General features: G+C 45.9%; 12 protein-coding genes and 1 pseudogene. 9 read left to right on the top strand and 4 right to left on the bottom strand.

The window, feature by feature from the left end; genetic code table 11:
• The 3 genes and pseudogenes from yidC to rhuM all read left to right on the top strand — a co-directional run.
• On the top strand, nt 1-1,629 hold the full coding sequence (yidC, locus tag OCU74_RS00065; protein ID WP_087482704.1) for a membrane protein insertase YidC: 1,629 nt from the start codon (nt 1-3) through the stop codon (nt 1,627-1,629).
• Between the two features lie 123 nt (nt 1,630-1,752).
• On the top strand, nt 1,753-3,114 hold the full coding sequence (mnmE, locus tag OCU74_RS00060; RefSeq protein WP_087482784.1) for a tRNA uridine-5-carboxymethylaminomethyl(34) synthesis GTPase MnmE: 1,362 nt from the start codon (nt 1,753-1,755) through the stop codon (nt 3,112-3,114).
• A pseudogene (gene rhuM / locus OCU74_RS00055) lies at nt 3,111-3,356 on the top strand (RhuM family protein); the annotation flags it as partial. The gene mnmE and the pseudogene rhuM, both read left to right, overlap by 4 nt.
• 187 nt (nt 3,357-3,543) lie before the next feature.
• Here rhuM and OCU74_RS00050 read toward each other — a convergent pair.
• Nucleotides 3,544-3,681, bottom strand: coding sequence for a hypothetical protein (locus tag OCU74_RS00050; RefSeq protein ID WP_159457476.1), 138 nt, complete (start codon nt 3,679-3,681; stop codon nt 3,544-3,546).
• Between the two features lie 130 nt (nt 3,682-3,811).
• Between OCU74_RS00050 and OCU74_RS00045 the strand changes: the two genes are divergently transcribed.
• The 3 genes from OCU74_RS00045 to OCU74_RS00035 are packed head-to-tail and all read left to right on the top strand — an operon-like array spanning nt 3,812 to nt 5,251.
• Nucleotides 3,812-4,357: a DUF2975 domain-containing protein gene (locus OCU74_RS00045; protein ID WP_087482703.1), complete on the top strand. Its 546-nt coding sequence runs from the start codon at nt 3,812-3,814 to the stop codon at nt 4,355-4,357.
• Between the two features lie 49 nt (nt 4,358-4,406).
• Complete coding sequence (locus OCU74_RS00040) at nt 4,407-4,628, top strand: helix-turn-helix domain-containing protein (protein WP_087482702.1); 222 nt, start codon at nt 4,407-4,409, stop codon at nt 4,626-4,628.
• 44 nt (nt 4,629-4,672) lie between these two features.
• A complete protein-coding gene (locus tag OCU74_RS00035; protein WP_087482701.1) occupies nt 4,673-5,251 on the top strand; it encodes an outer membrane protein in 579 nt (192 codons plus the stop codon).
• Between the two features lie 104 nt (nt 5,252-5,355).
• On the opposite strand, the gene OCU74_RS00030 is transcribed toward OCU74_RS00035, so the two are convergent.
• Together OCU74_RS00030 and OCU74_RS00025 are read right to left on the bottom strand one after the other, a co-directional pair.
• Nucleotides 5,356-6,399: an NAD(P)-dependent alcohol dehydrogenase gene (locus tag OCU74_RS00030; protein WP_087482700.1), complete on the bottom strand. Its 1,044-nt coding sequence runs from the start codon at nt 6,397-6,399 to the stop codon at nt 5,356-5,358.
• Between the two features lie 81 nt (nt 6,400-6,480).
• Nucleotides 6,481-7,668, bottom strand: a complete 1,188-nt coding sequence (locus OCU74_RS00025; protein WP_087482699.1) for an MFS transporter — start codon at nt 7,666-7,668, stop codon at nt 6,481-6,483.
• Between the two features lie 574 nt (nt 7,669-8,242).
• Here OCU74_RS00025 and OCU74_RS00020 point away from each other — a divergent pair.
• Complete coding sequence (locus tag OCU74_RS00020) at nt 8,243-11,248, top strand: amino acid adenylation domain-containing protein (protein WP_087482698.1); 3,006 nt, start codon at nt 8,243-8,245, stop codon at nt 11,246-11,248.
• 119 nt (nt 11,249-11,367) lie between these two features.
• Here OCU74_RS00020 and OCU74_RS00015 read toward each other — a convergent pair whose 3' ends face one another.
• Complete coding sequence (locus OCU74_RS00015) at nt 11,368-12,510, bottom strand: serine hydrolase domain-containing protein (protein ID WP_200807787.1); 1,143 nt, start codon at nt 12,508-12,510, stop codon at nt 11,368-11,370.
• A gap of 441 nt (nt 12,511-12,951) precedes the next feature.
• On the opposite strand from OCU74_RS00015, the gene mioC reads away from it, so the two are divergent.
• Nucleotides 12,952-13,395: an FMN-binding protein MioC gene (gene mioC / locus OCU74_RS00010; protein ID WP_087482697.1), complete on the top strand. Its 444-nt coding sequence runs from the start codon at nt 12,952-12,954 to the stop codon at nt 13,393-13,395.
• A gap of 238 nt (nt 13,396-13,633) precedes the next feature.
• The gene (locus tag OCU74_RS00005; RefSeq protein WP_159457475.1) at nt 13,634-15,634 is read left to right on the top strand and encodes a methyl-accepting chemotaxis protein; all 2,001 of its coding nucleotides are present in this window, start codon (nt 13,634-13,636) and stop codon (nt 15,632-15,634) included.
• Nucleotides 15,635-16,090 lie beyond the last annotated feature (456 nt).

Raw genomic sequence — 16,090 nt, 5'->3', positions numbered from 1 at the left:
ATGGATTCTCAACGTAATATCCTGTTAATCGCTTTGGCTCTGGTTTCCTTTCTACTGTTCCAGAAATGGCAAGTAGCACAGAATCCGGCACCACAAGCGGTTGAGCAGACACAATCAAGTAGTTCAGTTCCTGCTGCTCCTCCAGGCTCAGATGAGTTTGAACCCGTATCAACTCAGGATGTTGCAGGAAAAACAGTGACCGTGAAAACCGATGTTCTCACTCTGTCCATCAATACTGTGGGCGGTGATGTGGTTTCTGCGGAACTCAATAAATATTCAAAAGAGTTGGATTCCGAGCAGCCCTTCGCCCTGTTGCAAGATAACAACAATCTGCAGTTTATTGCCCAGAGTGGTCTGATTGGTCCTCAGGGAATCGATAAAAGCAGCGGTCGTCCGACTTATCAGGTGACTCAAAGCAATTATCAACTGGCTGATGGTCAGGATGAACTACGCGTACCGCTGACTTATCAGGCTAACGGGATCACTTATACCAAAACGTTTATCCTGAGACGGAACAGCTATGCGGTTGATGTTGATTTCAACATTGATAACCAATCAGGGCAAAATGCAACGGTTGGTATGTATGCTCATCTGCGCCAGAATCTGGAAACATCCGGCGGTAGTTTTGCCATGTCAACTTATCATGGTGGTGCTTACTCAACTGAAGAAACCCGCTACAAGAAATTCAGTTTCAGCGATATGGAAGACCATAACCTCAATGAAACATTGAATAATGGTCAGGGCTGGGCTGCAATGATCCAGCACTACTTTGCGGCTGCGTGGATTCCACGTAACGCACCGGACACCAAGCTGTTTTCCCGGGTGATCAGCAGCCGTAATATCGGTGACATCGGTATTAAAGAGCCAACCCGTACGATTGCAACCGGCGAAAATACCAAATTCGAAGCAACGCTGTGGGTTGGTCCTAAGCTGCAAGACCAGATGGCAGCAACAGCGCCAAATCTGGATCTGGTGGTCGACTACGGTTGGTTATGGTTTATCGCCAAGCCGCTGCACAGTCTGCTTTCTTTCATTCAGAGCTTCGTCTCTAACTGGGGTGTTGCCATTATCTGTCTGACATTTATTGTCCGTGGTGCGATGTATCCGCTAACCAAAGCACAATACACCTCCATGGCCAAGATGCGGATGTTACAGCCTAAACTGCAAGCCATGCGTGAGCGTATCGGTGATGACCGTCAGCGTATGAGTCAGGAAATGATGGCGCTGTATAAAGAAGAAAAAGTGAACCCGCTGGGCGGCTGTTTCCCGATTATTCTGCAAATGCCGATTTTCATCTCGCTCTACTGGGCACTGATGGAATCTGTCGAACTGCGCCACCAGCCATTCTTTGCCTGGATTCACGACTTGTCTGCACAAGATCCATACTACATCCTGCCATTATTAATGGGTGCCAGTATGTTTATGCTGCAGAAAATGAGCCCGACAACGGTTACCGATCCGATGCAACAGAAGATTATGACGTTTATGCCAGTCGCATTTACCGTCTTCTTCCTGTTCTTCCCGTCAGGTCTGGTTCTGTACTGGCTGGTTTCGAACGTCGTAACACTGATCCAGCAGACACTGATCTACAAATCACTGGAGAAAAAAGGTTTACACTCGAAAAAGTAGACCTGAGCAAATCTGAAAGAGGCGGCCAAAAGGTCGCCTTTTTATTAGCTGCTGATTACAATGCTTCATAGAGACAATATCAATACACATTCAGCCCTCACTGATTAAACAGACAAACTGATGATGACAACAGACACAATCGTTGCACAGGCAACACCGACAGGCCGTGGTGGTGTCGGGATTATTCGTGTTTCCGGCCCACACGCAGCAGCAGTTGCCAAAGAGGTAACCGGCAAAACACTCCGGGCCAGATATGCCGAGTATCTTCCCTTTCAGGATGAAGACGGCATTCAGCTTGATCAGGGAATTGCCTTGTATTTTCCCAATCCGCACTCTTTTACCGGGGAAGACGTTCTTGAACTACAAGGACACGGCGGCCCCGTCGTCATGGATATGCTGATCCGGCGAATTCTATCGATTCCCGGTGTTCGGGCAGCTCGTCCCGGAGAATTTTCAGAGCGGGCTTTTCTGAACGATAAACTGGATCTGGCTCAGGCCGAAGCTATTGCCGATTTGATCGACGCCAGCTCGGAGCAAGCCGCGAAATCAGCCCTTCAGTCCCTCCAGGGAGAATTTTCCAACCGCATTCATACGCTGGTTGAGTCTTTGATTCACCTGCGTATCTATGTTGAAGCAGCGATTGATTTCCCGGAAGAAGAAATCGACTTTCTGGCCGACGGCAAAGTGGCCGGAGATCTGCAAACCATTATCGATAATCTGGAAAAGGTGAAACGGGAAGCCAGTCAGGGCGCGATTATGCGTGAAGGAATGAAAGTGGTCATCGCAGGTCGGCCGAATGCCGGAAAATCCAGTCTGCTCAATGCACTGTCCGGTAAAGAGTCAGCTATTGTGACCGACATCGCCGGAACCACCCGCGACGTGCTCAGAGAACACATCCACATTGACGGAATGCCGCTGCATATTATCGATACCGCCGGGTTGCGGGAAGCTTCTGACGAAGTGGAACGGATCGGAATCGAACGGGCCTGGGATGAGATCAAACAAGCCGATCGCGTGTTGTTTATGGTTGACGGAACCACCACGTCCGCAACCGATCCCAAAGAAATCTGGCCGGATTTTGTTGATCGTCTGCCGGACAATATCGGTATGACGGTAATCCGTAATAAAGCCGATCAAACCAGTGAAGAAATGGGAATTTGTCATGTCAGTGTGCCGACTCTTATCCGGCTGTCAGCCAAAACCGGTGAAGGTGTCGATGCACTGAGGAACCACCTGAAAGACTGCATGGGATTCACCGGTAGTCAGGAAGGCAGTTTCATGGCCCGCCGCCGCCACCTCGATGCACTGGACAAAGCCGCCGAGCACTTAACTATCGGCCAGCAACAGCTCGAAGGCTACATGGCCGGAGAAATCCTCGCCGAAGAACTGCGCATCACCCAGCAACATCTCAACGAGATCACCGGTGAATTCAGTTCTGATGACTTACTGGGACGGATCTTTTCTAGTTTCTGTATCGGGAAGTGAAGTGGGTAAGTTATTGTATAAAAAATATCTTTACTGAAGGTGAATTGGACGAAAATTCAGTTGTTCGGTTATACCGAACAACTGCGGCAGATGGCAAATCATACAATGTTCAATTCTTTAGCCTGCCATTAGTTTTAGCTGTTGGTTATCGCGTCCGGTCGAGCCGTGGCACTCAGTTTCGCCAATGGGCAACGCAAACCTCACAAGAGTATCTGATCAAAGGCTTCGTTATGGATGACAAAGCAAAATTAGAGTTTGAGCGCTTCGCTGATCAACGTCGCCGCCTAAAAGAAGCAAAAGGTGCAAAAGCCAATATTGCCGCACTTCGAACCTTACTTAAAAAAGATCAGTAACGTAATTGTGGCTCCAACAACGACAATTTTTATCTACCGATAATAAAGGAGCTTCGCTCTCCTTTCGCATTTCAACCTACACCACATCCTCTTGCTGTAACTGCATTTCATCAAAGGTAATCAGGTTATTGAGATACAACCGCACTTCCCGCAACTCTCTATTCCATTCACCGACAAAAACCGCCTTATCCAGTAAATTAGAGCAGCCAGACATACGCTAAAACCGGGATTATATTTAGCTTATAACAATAAAAATTTATCGAAAAACGATAAATTTTCTTTGACAACATTTTCCTTTATCCTTATTGTGAACACGAATAATAGAGACTGACTGGTTGTGATATATGACCTCGCCGACTGATGAAACATCGAAAATTCAGCGGATTGCCCTCTGGCTGAATTTGTTAATTTGGGCTGCCGCGATCTTTGCTCTGATCGAAACCGGATTTTTCTTTTTCAGCGACATCCCAATTACGCTCTACCTTCAGGGAGAGTTGTGGACAAAAGAATTCTCCAGCTTTGCGATGCAGGATCAGCTCGTTCTGTTTGGATTACTGAGTATCGAAAAGGTGCTATGGCTCGGTATCCTGTACCAATTCTGGCGACTATGTCGGTTTTACCGCAACAATCAGGTATTTACCGTACAAAATGCCTATTGCTTTATGAAAACAGGCTGGTTACTCCTCGGAATATGCTTATCTGAGGTGGCCTTAATCCCGCTGGTTGGCGGATATTTGTATTATCGTCAAATCCTGCCACAGATGCCTGATCTACAGTATGCCTTGATATTCAATGTTGATTATCTGGTTCCCGGTCTGTTTTTCTGGTTGATTGCCAAGATTATGGAACAGGCAGCGCTTATGCAGGAAGAAGCGGACTTAACGATTTGAATGACTCTCAACATACCGATTTAAAAACATAGGAAATACACGATCAACTATGCCAATTATCGTCAATCTGGATGTCATGCTCGCTAAAAGAAAAATGCGACTGTCTGAACTTTCAGAGCAGGTCGGCCTGACACTGGCTAATGTATCGATTCTGAAAACGGGCAAGGCAAAAGCGATTCGTTTTTCAACACTCGAAAAGCTTTGTGAAGTATTACAGTGCCAGCCTGGCGATATTCTGGAATATACGGATGAAACTCATGATGAAAAATAAACTTGAAGCAATATGTTCCAACACAACCTAAGGAAAAGGAAAATATGAAAAAGAAGATATTACTCACCATCCCGGGATTAATATTAGTATCAGCTTCCGCCGGCGTTCATGCGGCAGATTACGGTCTTTACACTGGTGTTGCAGCAGTCCATTCAGGATTTGTTGTTGATGAAGGAGCAAATACTAAAGAGCAAGATCATTCGATGACATCCGCCGGAGTATTCGTTGGATATAAACACCCGCTTATCAGTGGATTGTTTGTTGCAGGCGAAGCTTTTTACAACGATACAGCCCAGAATAATCATGATTCGAACGGCGATACCGTCAATGTAGAGTCTCAGTATGGTGTAAAAGCCCATCTGGGTCATGATTGGAAATGGGGAGGTTCAGCTTATGTGATTGCCGGGCTTGCTAATCTGGAGTACGACGTGACATTAGACGGCCAGCACGCCGATCAAAGTGGTTTTGGTCTGCTGTATGGAATCGGCGCGGGGTATCAGTTCAGTGACAACCTATCAACAAATTTCGAAGTCAGTTTCGCGAGTGACGAGATCAATGTTGCAGGTGATGATAAATCTACTTCTCTGATCGCCCTGCGCCTGGGGTTAGCATACCATTTCTGATGTGGTGAGTAACCCATAATTCTTAGCTGTACTTTCAGCCAAGCCAGTAAATGCCTGACGATTGTCAGGCATTTTTCTGTTGAGTTGATTGCAATATCAACCGGTTAAATCGTCGCAATATCCATCACAAAACGATACTTCACATCACCTTTAAGCATACGAGCATAAGCAGTTTCGATATCTTCGGCTCGGATCATTTCAATATCGGATGTGATACCGTGTTCGGCACAGAAATCCAGCATTTCCTGCGTTTCAGGAATCCCGCCAATCATCGAACCGGCAATGCTCCGACGTTTGAAGATCAGGTTGAAAACACCCGGTGACGGATGCGGCTCTGATGGTGCGCCAACCAGACTCATGGTGCCATCGCGTTTAAGCAGATTCAGGTAAGCATCCAAATCATGCGGCGCTGCAACTGTATTAAGAATGAAATCCAGCTTTCCGGCTACCGATGCCATTTCATCCTGACTTTTAGACAGAATCACTTCATCAGCTCCCAGCGCTTTTGCCTCTTCACGCTTGCTTTCAGAAGTTGTGAACGCAACCACATGTGCGCCCATCGCACTTGCCAGTTTAATTCCCATATGACCCAGACCACCAATACCGACGATCCCGACTTTCATCCCCGGACCGACTTTCCAGTGACGCAACGGAGAATAAGTAGTAATCCCGGCACAAAGCAACGGGGCAACAGCTGCCAGCTCTTCTTCTTTATGACGAATCTTCAGCACATATTCTTCACGTACCACGATCTGCTGTGAATACCCACCTAACGTGTGGCCAGGCTCATCAGATGTCGGGAAGTTATAAGTGCCGATCATACCGTCACAGTAGTTTTCCAGTCCGTCATGACACTCGGAGCATTCACGGCAACTGTCCACCATACAACCAACACCGACCAAATCACCGACATTGTGAGAGGTCACATGCCCACCAACAGCACTGACGCGACCAACAATTTCATGTCCGGGAACACAAGGGAACAGCGTACCAGCCCACTCAGCTCTGGCCTGATGAAGATCAGAGTGGCAGATCCCACAATAAAGAATATCGATTTGTACATCATGTGCGCCGGGTGCGCGACGGGTGATATCCAGTTTTTCTAACGGTTTATCTCCTGCAAGGGAACCATAAGCTTTAACTGTCATAAAAATTTCCTTCGTTAATAAAATGAATCCGCCGACATTTGTCGGCGGATTTGGCTGAATACATTGTTTCTTATCCGCGTATTATCTTGCTTTCTGCAGACCTTTACCGCTACCGACAACCAAAAGCGCCAATGCTGATAACGTAATACTACCAATGAAGGTTTCTTCAATACTGAAGCTGTCCAGCAGCGCACCACCAAAGGCGGCACCAAACAGAATCGCCGCCTGAATTGCCGCAACCATCAGACTACCGCCAATCTCAGGCTCATCATCAACATTCTGAGAAATCCAGGCCATCCAGCAGATAGACAAAACGGTGTTCATTGCCCCCCAGATAATCAACAACAGCGCTGCCGCCGCAGCACTTTGACCAAATGCAAGCAAACCCGCAGTGACCAATCCCATTGAAACCGGAATCCCCTGTTGCATTCTCACCACATGATTATTGGCATATTTACCACCAATCCAGGTACCGAGAAATCCAGCACATCCAAGAGCGAGAAGCAGTTGCGATAGTAACGTAACATCGGCACCCGTCACTGTTTCGAGGAATGGCCGAAGATAGGTAAACATTGAAAAAGCACCGGAAAAGGTAAACAGAACGGCTAAAATGCCCCGGATAAAATAAGGACGTTTCATCACCTGAATCACCGCTCCGACAGATTGGCTCTTTTTCACTGGCAGTGATGGTAAAGAAATCAGTTGCCAGATCAGATTTATCGTCACAATAGGAACCAGCACCCAGAATACACCCCGCCAGCCAATGATGCCGCCCAGATAGCTTCCGATTGGCGCAGCAAAAGCAGCTGCCATCGCCTGACCGGTATACATCACCGCCAAAGCAGAAGAAACCCGGTCTTCAGGTACAAGTCGCATGATGACTGCGGTTGCCAGTGACCAGAAGCCACCGATACAAATTCCCAGCAGTGCACGGGCGATCATGAGGGTGGTGAAATTGGTAGCAACAGCAATCATTACCAGTGATAACAACATGAAAGTGGTCATCGCCAGCAAAACTACTTTTCGGTTAATTCTTCCGGCAACCGTTGTAATAGCAAGGCTTGCAACAACAGCAAACAGCCCACTGACCGAAATCGCCTGCCCGGTCTGTCCTTCCGTTGCAGACAACCCATGAGCCATCGGAGTTAACAGACTCACCGGCATAAATTCTGAGGCGATAAGCATGGCAACACACAATGACATTGAAAGAACAGCACTCCAGACACCAACTTGTGACGGAGAGTTGATAGCCAATTTATCTGTGGTCATATTTATTTTTACCTCAATACAAAAATCTTGGTTAGGAGATCACGTACTCCCTATTTTTCAGGTTGCTATTATTACATTCATCTATAGTTTCACAATAAATGAAACCGCCCATTTATTGCCTATTTCTCTAAGCCTGTCGGTTTTCATCCGGGAAAATACGTGTAATTTTCATGTATAACATGAGTCATGGAATCCAACAACGGCATGATTTCCACAACACTTATTGATGAAGCACATCCTAAGAAAGCCTGAAAAATAGCGCTCTATCTCATCCTGATAGATTGGATCAATTGCCGAAAACCAGACTTCTATACTCAAATGAATCAATCATCCGTGCGTGACGATGATTGCGGCGAGATATTGTTTCTTTTTACAACAAGAGCCCTTCACAGCGAAATCTATCAGCTCAGTACCGATCATTAGTACAATGCAGCATTCTGATGGACCGATATCTGTCCGTTACCCAGGCTCCGGCATAAGAAAGGATAAACTTCCCCGGGAATCCCTTGTATTCAGAACATGCGCTGCCATCTGCACCATCACGGTTATTTCACAGAAACGTCAGGAGCGTTCAATGACACAAACCGTATTTCATGGTTTTCTCCGGCAGTGCTCTTTAACCCCTTACCATACCGCACTGTTTGATCAACACAGGCAAATGACCTATCAGGAACTGGATCAGGCAAGTGATCATCTGGCTGGCGTATTACAACAGCAAGGTGTAATTCCCGGCGATAATATTCCGATCATTGCCTGTCGGAGTGTTGAGCTGGTGATCGGAATACTTGCAATCATCAAAACTGGTGCTGCTTACATTCCGGTTGATGCCAGTTATCCGGAAAGAAGAATCACGATGATCACCCGGCAAAGTCGCTCGCCGCTGGTATTAACCACGCATCAGGAACTGAATTTTCTGATTCCTTATATGGATAAGACTGTGATTGCCATTGATACACTGAATCAGTATCCGCAACATTATCCTCAGTATGTGGATGTACAGGAACAGTCAGTGGCTTATATTATTTTCACCTCTGGAACAACCGGTGAACCCAAAGGGGTCATGATATCTCATGCCTCACTGTACAACCTGCTCGACTGGCATAACCACAGGTTTGAAATGTCACCGAAAAGCCGCACTTCTCTGAATGCCGGTATCGGATTCGATGTTGCCCAATGGGAAATCTGGTCAACACTCATTTGTGGTGCAACGCTCTGTATTCCGCATGAAAATACCCGACGAGATCCCAGAGAACTGCTGGGATTTTTCGCGGATCATCAACTGACTCACGCTTTTGTTCCTACCGTAATGGTTGCAGAAATCACTTCAATTCCACAACCATTACATCTCGCTCTGGATTATCTGTTCACTGCCGGAGAAAAGCTGCATCCGGTGAACCTGACACAAATCACTTATCAATTAATCGATTATTATGGCCCAACAGAAACAACCATTTTCACCACTTGTAATTCGGTGGGTTGTTGTAGCCGGAATCCGCCGGATACCATCGGCCGTCCGGTCGCCGGTGCTCAAATCTGGATTCTGGACGAACAGCAGCAGCCGGTAAAAATGGGAGAATCCGGCGAGTTGTACATCGCAGGTCCGGGGGTTGCACTCGGTTATCTTGATGCACCTGATTTAAGCCGGGAAAAGTTTGTATCTCTACCCCATTTGACCGGGAAAAAACTGTTCCGCAGTGGTGATCGTGCTCAGTGGCTGCCAAACGGTATGGTGCAGTATCTGGGAAGATTTGACGATCAGATCAAAATCCGTGGCAACCGAATTGAACTGACAGAACTGACCCACATTATTCTTCAGCTTCCATCAGTAAGAAATGCGACTTCGATTGTCACAGAAAATCATCATCTGGCAGATAAAAAAATTCTCTCTTTTATTGTCCTGAACAAACAGGATCAGACACCAGAAATGCAATCAGATGTCATTCAGGAAATCAGACAGCATATCCACTTATCTCTGCCGGATTATTTCCAACCCGCAGAGATAGTGCCGTTGCAGTCATTACCGATAAACCCGAACGGAAAAATAGACAAACCAGCGTTATTGGCTGCCTATCAGAATTACCGCAAGTTGATTCAGCAAAAAACCAGTATATTCATGACTGAACAGGAGCAACAGTTAGCAACCATCTGGTGCAGCTTATTGGATCGCCCTTCAGTTACACCGGAAGATACTTTTTTCGATGCTGGTGGAAATTCTCTGATGGCTGTCCGGCTCACTACTCTCATTACCCAAAAACTGGGAATCCGGGCTTATGTCCGGGACATTTATGACTACCCGACTCTTGGACAACAGGCAAAAGTATTTGCTAAACGAGCCGGATATCAACAGCCAGATGTTGATCATGAGCCTGTCTATGCGCTTCATGAAGATATTCGTCTCCCCGAAAACTGGCAGCCGACATTTCACTTCGATACACAGCAGCTCCATGCTCCTAACACTATTTTTCTGACTGGAACTACCGGATTTATCGGTGCACATCTACTGGCAGAGCTTCTCAGGACAACTCATGCACAAATCTGTTGTCTGGTGCGGGCGCAATCTCAGGAACACGCAGGACAACGTATTCTCCAAACCTTGTGTCGTTACAAAATTAAACTGCCGGAAGAAGCTTTGATCCGTATTCAGCCACTCTACGGAGATCTGGCCGAACCAAACTTTGCACTACCTCCGGCTATTTATGTTGCACTGAGCCAACAGGTTGATCTCATCTATCATTCAGCCAGCTCGGTGAATTTCATTCAACCCTACTCTTATATGAAACGGGATAATGTTCAGGGCTTACAGGAGATACTCCGGTTTGCTGTCCACCAGCGTACAAAGCCCCTGATATTATTATCCACAATATCTGTGTATAGCTGGGGGCATCTCCACACAGGTAAGCATGTCATGCATGAAGATGATGATATTGACCAGAACCTGCCGGCTGTGATTACAGACATTGGTTATGTCCGCAGTAAATGGGTAATGGAGAAAATCGCAGATCTGGCTGCGAGTAAAGGATTGCCACTTATGACTTTTCGTCTGGGGTACGCGACCTGCCACAGTCAGACAGGCGTCAGCGCCGACTATCAATGGTGGGGACGTCTGGTCAAAACCTGCCTTGAGCATAAAACTATCCCGGATTTGCGTCAGTTAAGAGAAGGGCTGACAACCGTCGACTACATGACTCAGGCCATCGCATACATCAGCCGCAATCCAAATGCGCTCGGTCTTAAATTCAACTTAATTCATGCACAGCAGAATAACCTGACACTGAAAACTTTTTTCCGGCTGCTGGCTCAACAATTTGATCTCACCTTTCAAACTATTCCGTTTCATGACTGGCTGACACAATGGGAAAATAATCCGGAAGCCCCGCTTTACCCACTGCTCAGTCTGTTCAAAGATAAAATGGTAGATGACCAGTCAACTGTTCAGCTATATCAGGATACCTATCGATGGGATTGCAGCCATGTAAAACGTTTCTTGCAGGGCAGCGGTATTGAAGAACCTCAGTTTACCCGGGAAGTATTACAGCGTTATCTGGAAGAGTCGATTGGGTATCATCCGATTCAGGTCTGAGTCTTAACCCATCTATGGCACCGGCTATTTATCCCAAATACCGGTGCCAGTACTTCCTAACGGCAAGCCTGCACTATTTATCCCCCACTCCACCAGCCTGAATAATTACTTTGGTTTCATCAGGCAAGTAATTGATAGACCGAATTGCGGATATCCAGAGTCAACCGACCGATCATGCCTTCATAGGCAGTATTTGTCAGGAGCAGAACCGTCAGTTCCTGGGTCGGGTCGATAAACCAGTTATGCCCGTAAACACCGCCCCACTGAAGTGTTCCCTCACTTTGAGGCGTACCGGATTGCAGCGGATCAAAAAGAAATGCACCACCGTAGCCGAATCCCCAGCCGGGATCACCGACTGCAGCAGATGGAACAGCATAGTTTTTAAACAGTGTCTGATAGAGCTGCGGAGACAAAAAGTTATTGTGATTAGTTCTGAACGTTTCCAGCACCTGGAACACATCATCAGAACAGCCGAACATACCAGCACCACCAGATGCAAAAGCATCCGCAGCGAATACTCTTGATGGAGAAAAACGCACAGCATTCCCACCATCAGGGAACAATACATTCATGTTTTCCGTCATCCGGACCGGTTCAGGAGATGCGTTGGCGTAAGGTGTTGCTAAATTCATCTCTTGTGCGGCCACAAAGCCGAGACCTTTTAACTGCAGGGGACGGGAAACTTCTTCCTCAATCACCGTCGCCAGAGACTGACCGGTAGCCTGTTCCATCACAGCACCAAGCACATCCATTGCCAGCGAATAGTTCCAGCCTTTCCCCGGCTCGTATAACAGTGGCGCAGCAGCAATCCGGCGCAGGTTTTCATATAAATCGAAATCGACCCGATCAATACCGTCAGAAATCCCCTGCTGAATGTAGTCAGGCTGATTAAATCCATAGGCGAGACCAGCTGTATGTGTGAGTAAATGGTGAATAGTAATCTCCGGTTGAACACCATTGGCTAATTCAGGCCTGAAATCAGGCAGCCAGCGGGTCACCGATGCCTGTAAATCAAGAATTCCCTTATCAGCCAAACGGAGTGCAGCCAGAGTAACAATTGGTTTTGTAACTGAAGCCAGACGGAATAATGTCCCTTCGGCCATCGGCTGCTGACTCTCCCGATCGGCCATTCCATGAGCCTGCTGGTAAATGATTTCTCCGCGATGCGAAACGGTGGCGACACATCCAACGAGTCTCTTCTCCTGCAATGCCGTAGCAAACACAGGCGCAAGTGCCGGATGCAAATCTGTTGAGTGCTTCATATGACTGTTCCTTCCTCATATTTTCAGTACTGATAAAACCAGCCGTATTATCTGAACCATAAGCAACTATACCATCATTGAAAGTCCTTAAATGTCAACAAGACATCTATTCGTCCAGTCACCAGTTGATCCATGAAATCAGAAGATCAACACTATTCTATACAATTTAGCCCGGTCGGTATCAGGATCGAGGAACGGCAGGATCTTTGAACCTTTGTTTATTTATCCTCATCTTTACCCACAAATAACACACATAAAGATACATACCATGATCGATTTTCAGATCATTTTCATACACGGGTTAAACTCATTATATCCACACGATATACAGACCTTATCTTTCTTTCCCTCTCAGGTTTGATTACTCTTACGCTAAAGTCTGTATATCGACACTTTTATTTCAAAACAATCAAAGCATTCCATATAGTGAAGAGGATAAATATGATCCACATAATTACAGGCAGCACTCTGGGAGGCGCCGAATATGTCGGTGATCATCTTGATGAGATGTTGCAAGAACAAGGACATGAAACTGTGATACACAATCAGCCTGATTTCTCGGATATTCCGGCGGAAGGAATCTGGCTGATTGTTACATCAACGCATGGTGCCGGAGAATATCCGGATAATATCCAGCCATTTATCCGGGCTCTTCAGGACACACCACCAAGAACTGATAAACTATCATTTGCAGTCATAGCGATCGGAGATTCCAGCTACGACACCTTTTGTGCAGCCGGTAAACATGCATACGATCTCCTGCTCGATATCGGAGCAACTCCTCTGGCTGACTGCTGCACTATTGATATTCAGGAATATCCGGTTCCGGAAGATGCCGCTGGCGAATGGCTGGCGAATCATATGACTCAATTCAACCTTTCATAAAATATTTATCCACAGGGCGGTTTAAAATCGCCTTGAATCAACTCCCAACTTTTCCACAAATTAAATCAGCAACTCATTGATATTAAAATTAACTTCCGGTCATTGGCATCCATATCCCGTAATAAATACATCAAATCAATGCTATTTCTATGGAACATCCACCTTATTGATTGTTAATCTAAATCACAGTATGTTGCAAATATCTGAATATTAATTGCACATCATGTTGAGGTTGATCATGTATTTATCTCTTATCCAGCGAGTCACGGCAGGGTTTGCGATAGTCATTCTGTTTGTTCTGGGAATTGGTTATTCTGCGTACATTTCTCAGGTCAAAATGGCGCAGCAGCTTAAACTCACCGCATCAACGCTGACCGATTTACTTGATAGCTCAAATACCCTCGACCTGAATCTTGAAAAAATCAACCGCCAGACTCTTGTTCATGCAAATACACTGGATGCAGAGAAACGTCAGCAACTCAGCCAGAGTTTCAAAGATTCCGTGGAGCAATACGAGCAGATATTTAATCGTTTCTCCGGGCAATTAGCAGGCTACCCTCAATTGGCCACATCTCTGTCATCTTTAGGAACAGAAGCACAGGGTTTTATCCGTATGGCAACAGCACATCTGGATATTCAGGAGCAAAGAGTCAAAGCCAGGGAAAATGCAGCAGCAGAGCTCAACCACTTTGAATCAGGATGGCTATTCTTTGAACAGGATATGACCGATCTGAAATCTGATGCTGAATTCGATCATATTCAGCAAGTCATCTGGGATGTCGATGTCCTTTTAGCTCAGGGACGAGGTGTCAAAGGATACCTGCAAAAAGTTCTTTCTATAGAAAAAGATGCCGATCTTCAACCTTTGAAGAAAGAGGTTTTCAATCATCTTAAGATCTTCACGGAAAAAGCTAACCGGGTGATGAAAACAATGCCCTCCAGTGAACAGACTCTCAAAGTCTATCTCGATCTGCTTAACCGCTCGATCAAACAACCGGAAGGATTATTGCAACAACATCTGAAATATATCGCTCTGCAACAAAGCAGTGCCGAACAATTACAGAAAATCGGACAAATCGTTGATTCTATCCTGACGAAAGCCGGAGAAATGACGACCCGGATCCGTAGCATGTCGGATAACGCCCTTCAGGAAGCGAAAGCGGAATCGAAGCAGTCTGTGATGATCAATATTACTCTGGCTCTGATTTCGATCATTGTTGCAGTTGTTATCGCTGTGACCGTCATTATCTCGATCAAAAAACCGCTTTCAGTCATTACAAAATCACTCAATGAACTGGCAAACGGTAATCTCTCCTGGAAAATCAAAACTGAGTTTCGTTCAGAAATGGGAATCGTCGTCCGTCATATCAATGAGTTGGGAGATCAGCTTAACCAGTTGATCGGGCAGGTTCAGCAATCATCGGATACGGTAAGTAATGTCGCAAACGACAGCTATATGATGAGTGAGAAAACCAGCCGTGATGTCGATCAGCAGCGGCTACAAACTGATGCTATTGCAACAGCGATTACTGAAATGGAATCAGCCGTTAATGAGGTTGCCAGTCATGCCGGAGAAGCCAGCCTGAAAGTTGAAGAAGTCACCGGGCTGGCCAATACCAACATGGAACATATGCAAAGTAATCTTGAATTTGTTAATCAGTTGAAATCGTCACTGGATGAAGCAACCGGGATCATGCAAACCTTGTCTGAAGAGACAGATCAGATAGAGGCCGTACTGGAAGTAATTCAAACGCTTTCTGAACAGACCAACCTGCTGGCGCTGAATGCAGCTATCGAAGCTGCCCGTGCCGGTGAGCACGGCAGAGGATTTGCTGTCGTAGCCGATGAAGTTCGCCAGTTAGCCAACCGTTCCGGATCGTCTGCCGATAAGATCGGGCAGATGATCGAAAGTTTACAGATCAAAGCCCGCCAGGCAGTTTCGATCGTTGGAAACAACCAGTCATATGCGGACCAGTCACTCAGACAAACAGCAGAAACCAGTGAATCACTCCACACCATGGTTCGCAGGCTCAATCTGATCAATGACATGAGCCGTTCTATTGCAGCAGCCTGCGAAGAACAGAGCATTGTTGCTAAAGATGTAGCCGAAAATGTTGTCGCTATCTCAGACATGACGGCAAATATTGCCCAGGACTCAGAAAAACTGGCCCGGAACAGTGAATCTCTGAGCCAGCTTTCTGATAAACAAAACCAGTTGGTCTCCCGTTTTAAACTCTGATACCAGGTTCTCTTCCCGGAAGGTTTATCATTCCGGGAGAACCAAACTATCCCCATGGTTATGATCTGGTTTATATTTGAACAATCCTGTCTGTGGATAAATAGTAAAAGATCCAGTGAAGAAGCTATAGTTATCCAAATAACAACTTATCATCCAAAGAGTGCTTGTGTATAACCATCAAATTTGATCCCAGCTAATCCTCGATCAGATCAACGTTTGATCACAAAAATTGATCGCTTTGAACATAATGATCTTGTTGATCATTTTTGATTTATCCACAAAGATCCTTTCCCTTAATAGTAGATCCAATAAAAGATCTATATAAAGATCTTATATATTTATATGACTCAGGGATCATGTGTAAAAACGCAAAATAAATTTTCTAACGGAGATAAAAAAGGTAGAATACGCCTCTTTTATTTTCTCTATACAGATCTGAATATCTGAGGTCGGTTC

The organism is Vibrio mangrovi, from assembly GCF_024346955.1.
Taxonomy (GTDB): Bacteria; Pseudomonadota; Gammaproteobacteria; order Enterobacterales; family Vibrionaceae; genus Vibrio; species Vibrio mangrovi.
Note: the sequence above shows the minus strand (reverse complement) of the source record. Positions and strands in the feature narration are given on the sequence as shown.

Coding starts and splice junctions, on each gene's coding strand:
- OCU74_RS00030 (WP_087482700.1), bottom strand. CDS start 6,399: ATGACAGTTAAAGCTTATGGTTCCCTTGCAGGAGATAAACCGTTAGAA.
- OCU74_RS00035 (WP_087482701.1), top strand. CDS start 4,673: ATGAAAAAGAAGATATTACTCACCATCCCGGGATTAATATTAGTATCA.
- OCU74_RS00040 (WP_087482702.1), top strand. CDS start 4,407: ATGCCAATTATCGTCAATCTGGATGTCATGCTCGCTAAAAGAAAAATG.
- OCU74_RS00020 (WP_087482698.1), top strand. CDS start 8,243: ATGACACAAACCGTATTTCATGGTTTTCTCCGGCAGTGCTCTTTAACC.
- mioC (WP_087482697.1), top strand. CDS start 12,952: ATGATCCACATAATTACAGGCAGCACTCTGGGAGGCGCCGAATATGTC.
- OCU74_RS00045 (WP_087482703.1), top strand. CDS start 3,812: ATGACCTCGCCGACTGATGAAACATCGAAAATTCAGCGGATTGCCCTC.
- OCU74_RS00025 (WP_087482699.1), bottom strand. CDS start 7,668: ATGACCACAGATAAATTGGCTATCAACTCTCCGTCACAAGTTGGTGTC.
- mnmE (WP_087482784.1), top strand. CDS start 1,753: ATGACAACAGACACAATCGTTGCACAGGCAACACCGACAGGCCGTGGT.
- OCU74_RS00050 (WP_159457476.1), bottom strand. CDS start 3,681: ATGTCTGGCTGCTCTAATTTACTGGATAAGGCGGTTTTTGTCGGTGAA.
- OCU74_RS00015 (WP_200807787.1), bottom strand. CDS start 12,510: ATGAAGCACTCAACAGATTTGCATCCGGCACTTGCGCCTGTGTTTGCT.
- yidC (WP_087482704.1), top strand. CDS start 1: ATGGATTCTCAACGTAATATCCTGTTAATCGCTTTGGCTCTGGTTTCC.
- OCU74_RS00005 (WP_159457475.1), top strand. CDS start 13,634: ATGTATTTATCTCTTATCCAGCGAGTCACGGCAGGGTTTGCGATAGTC.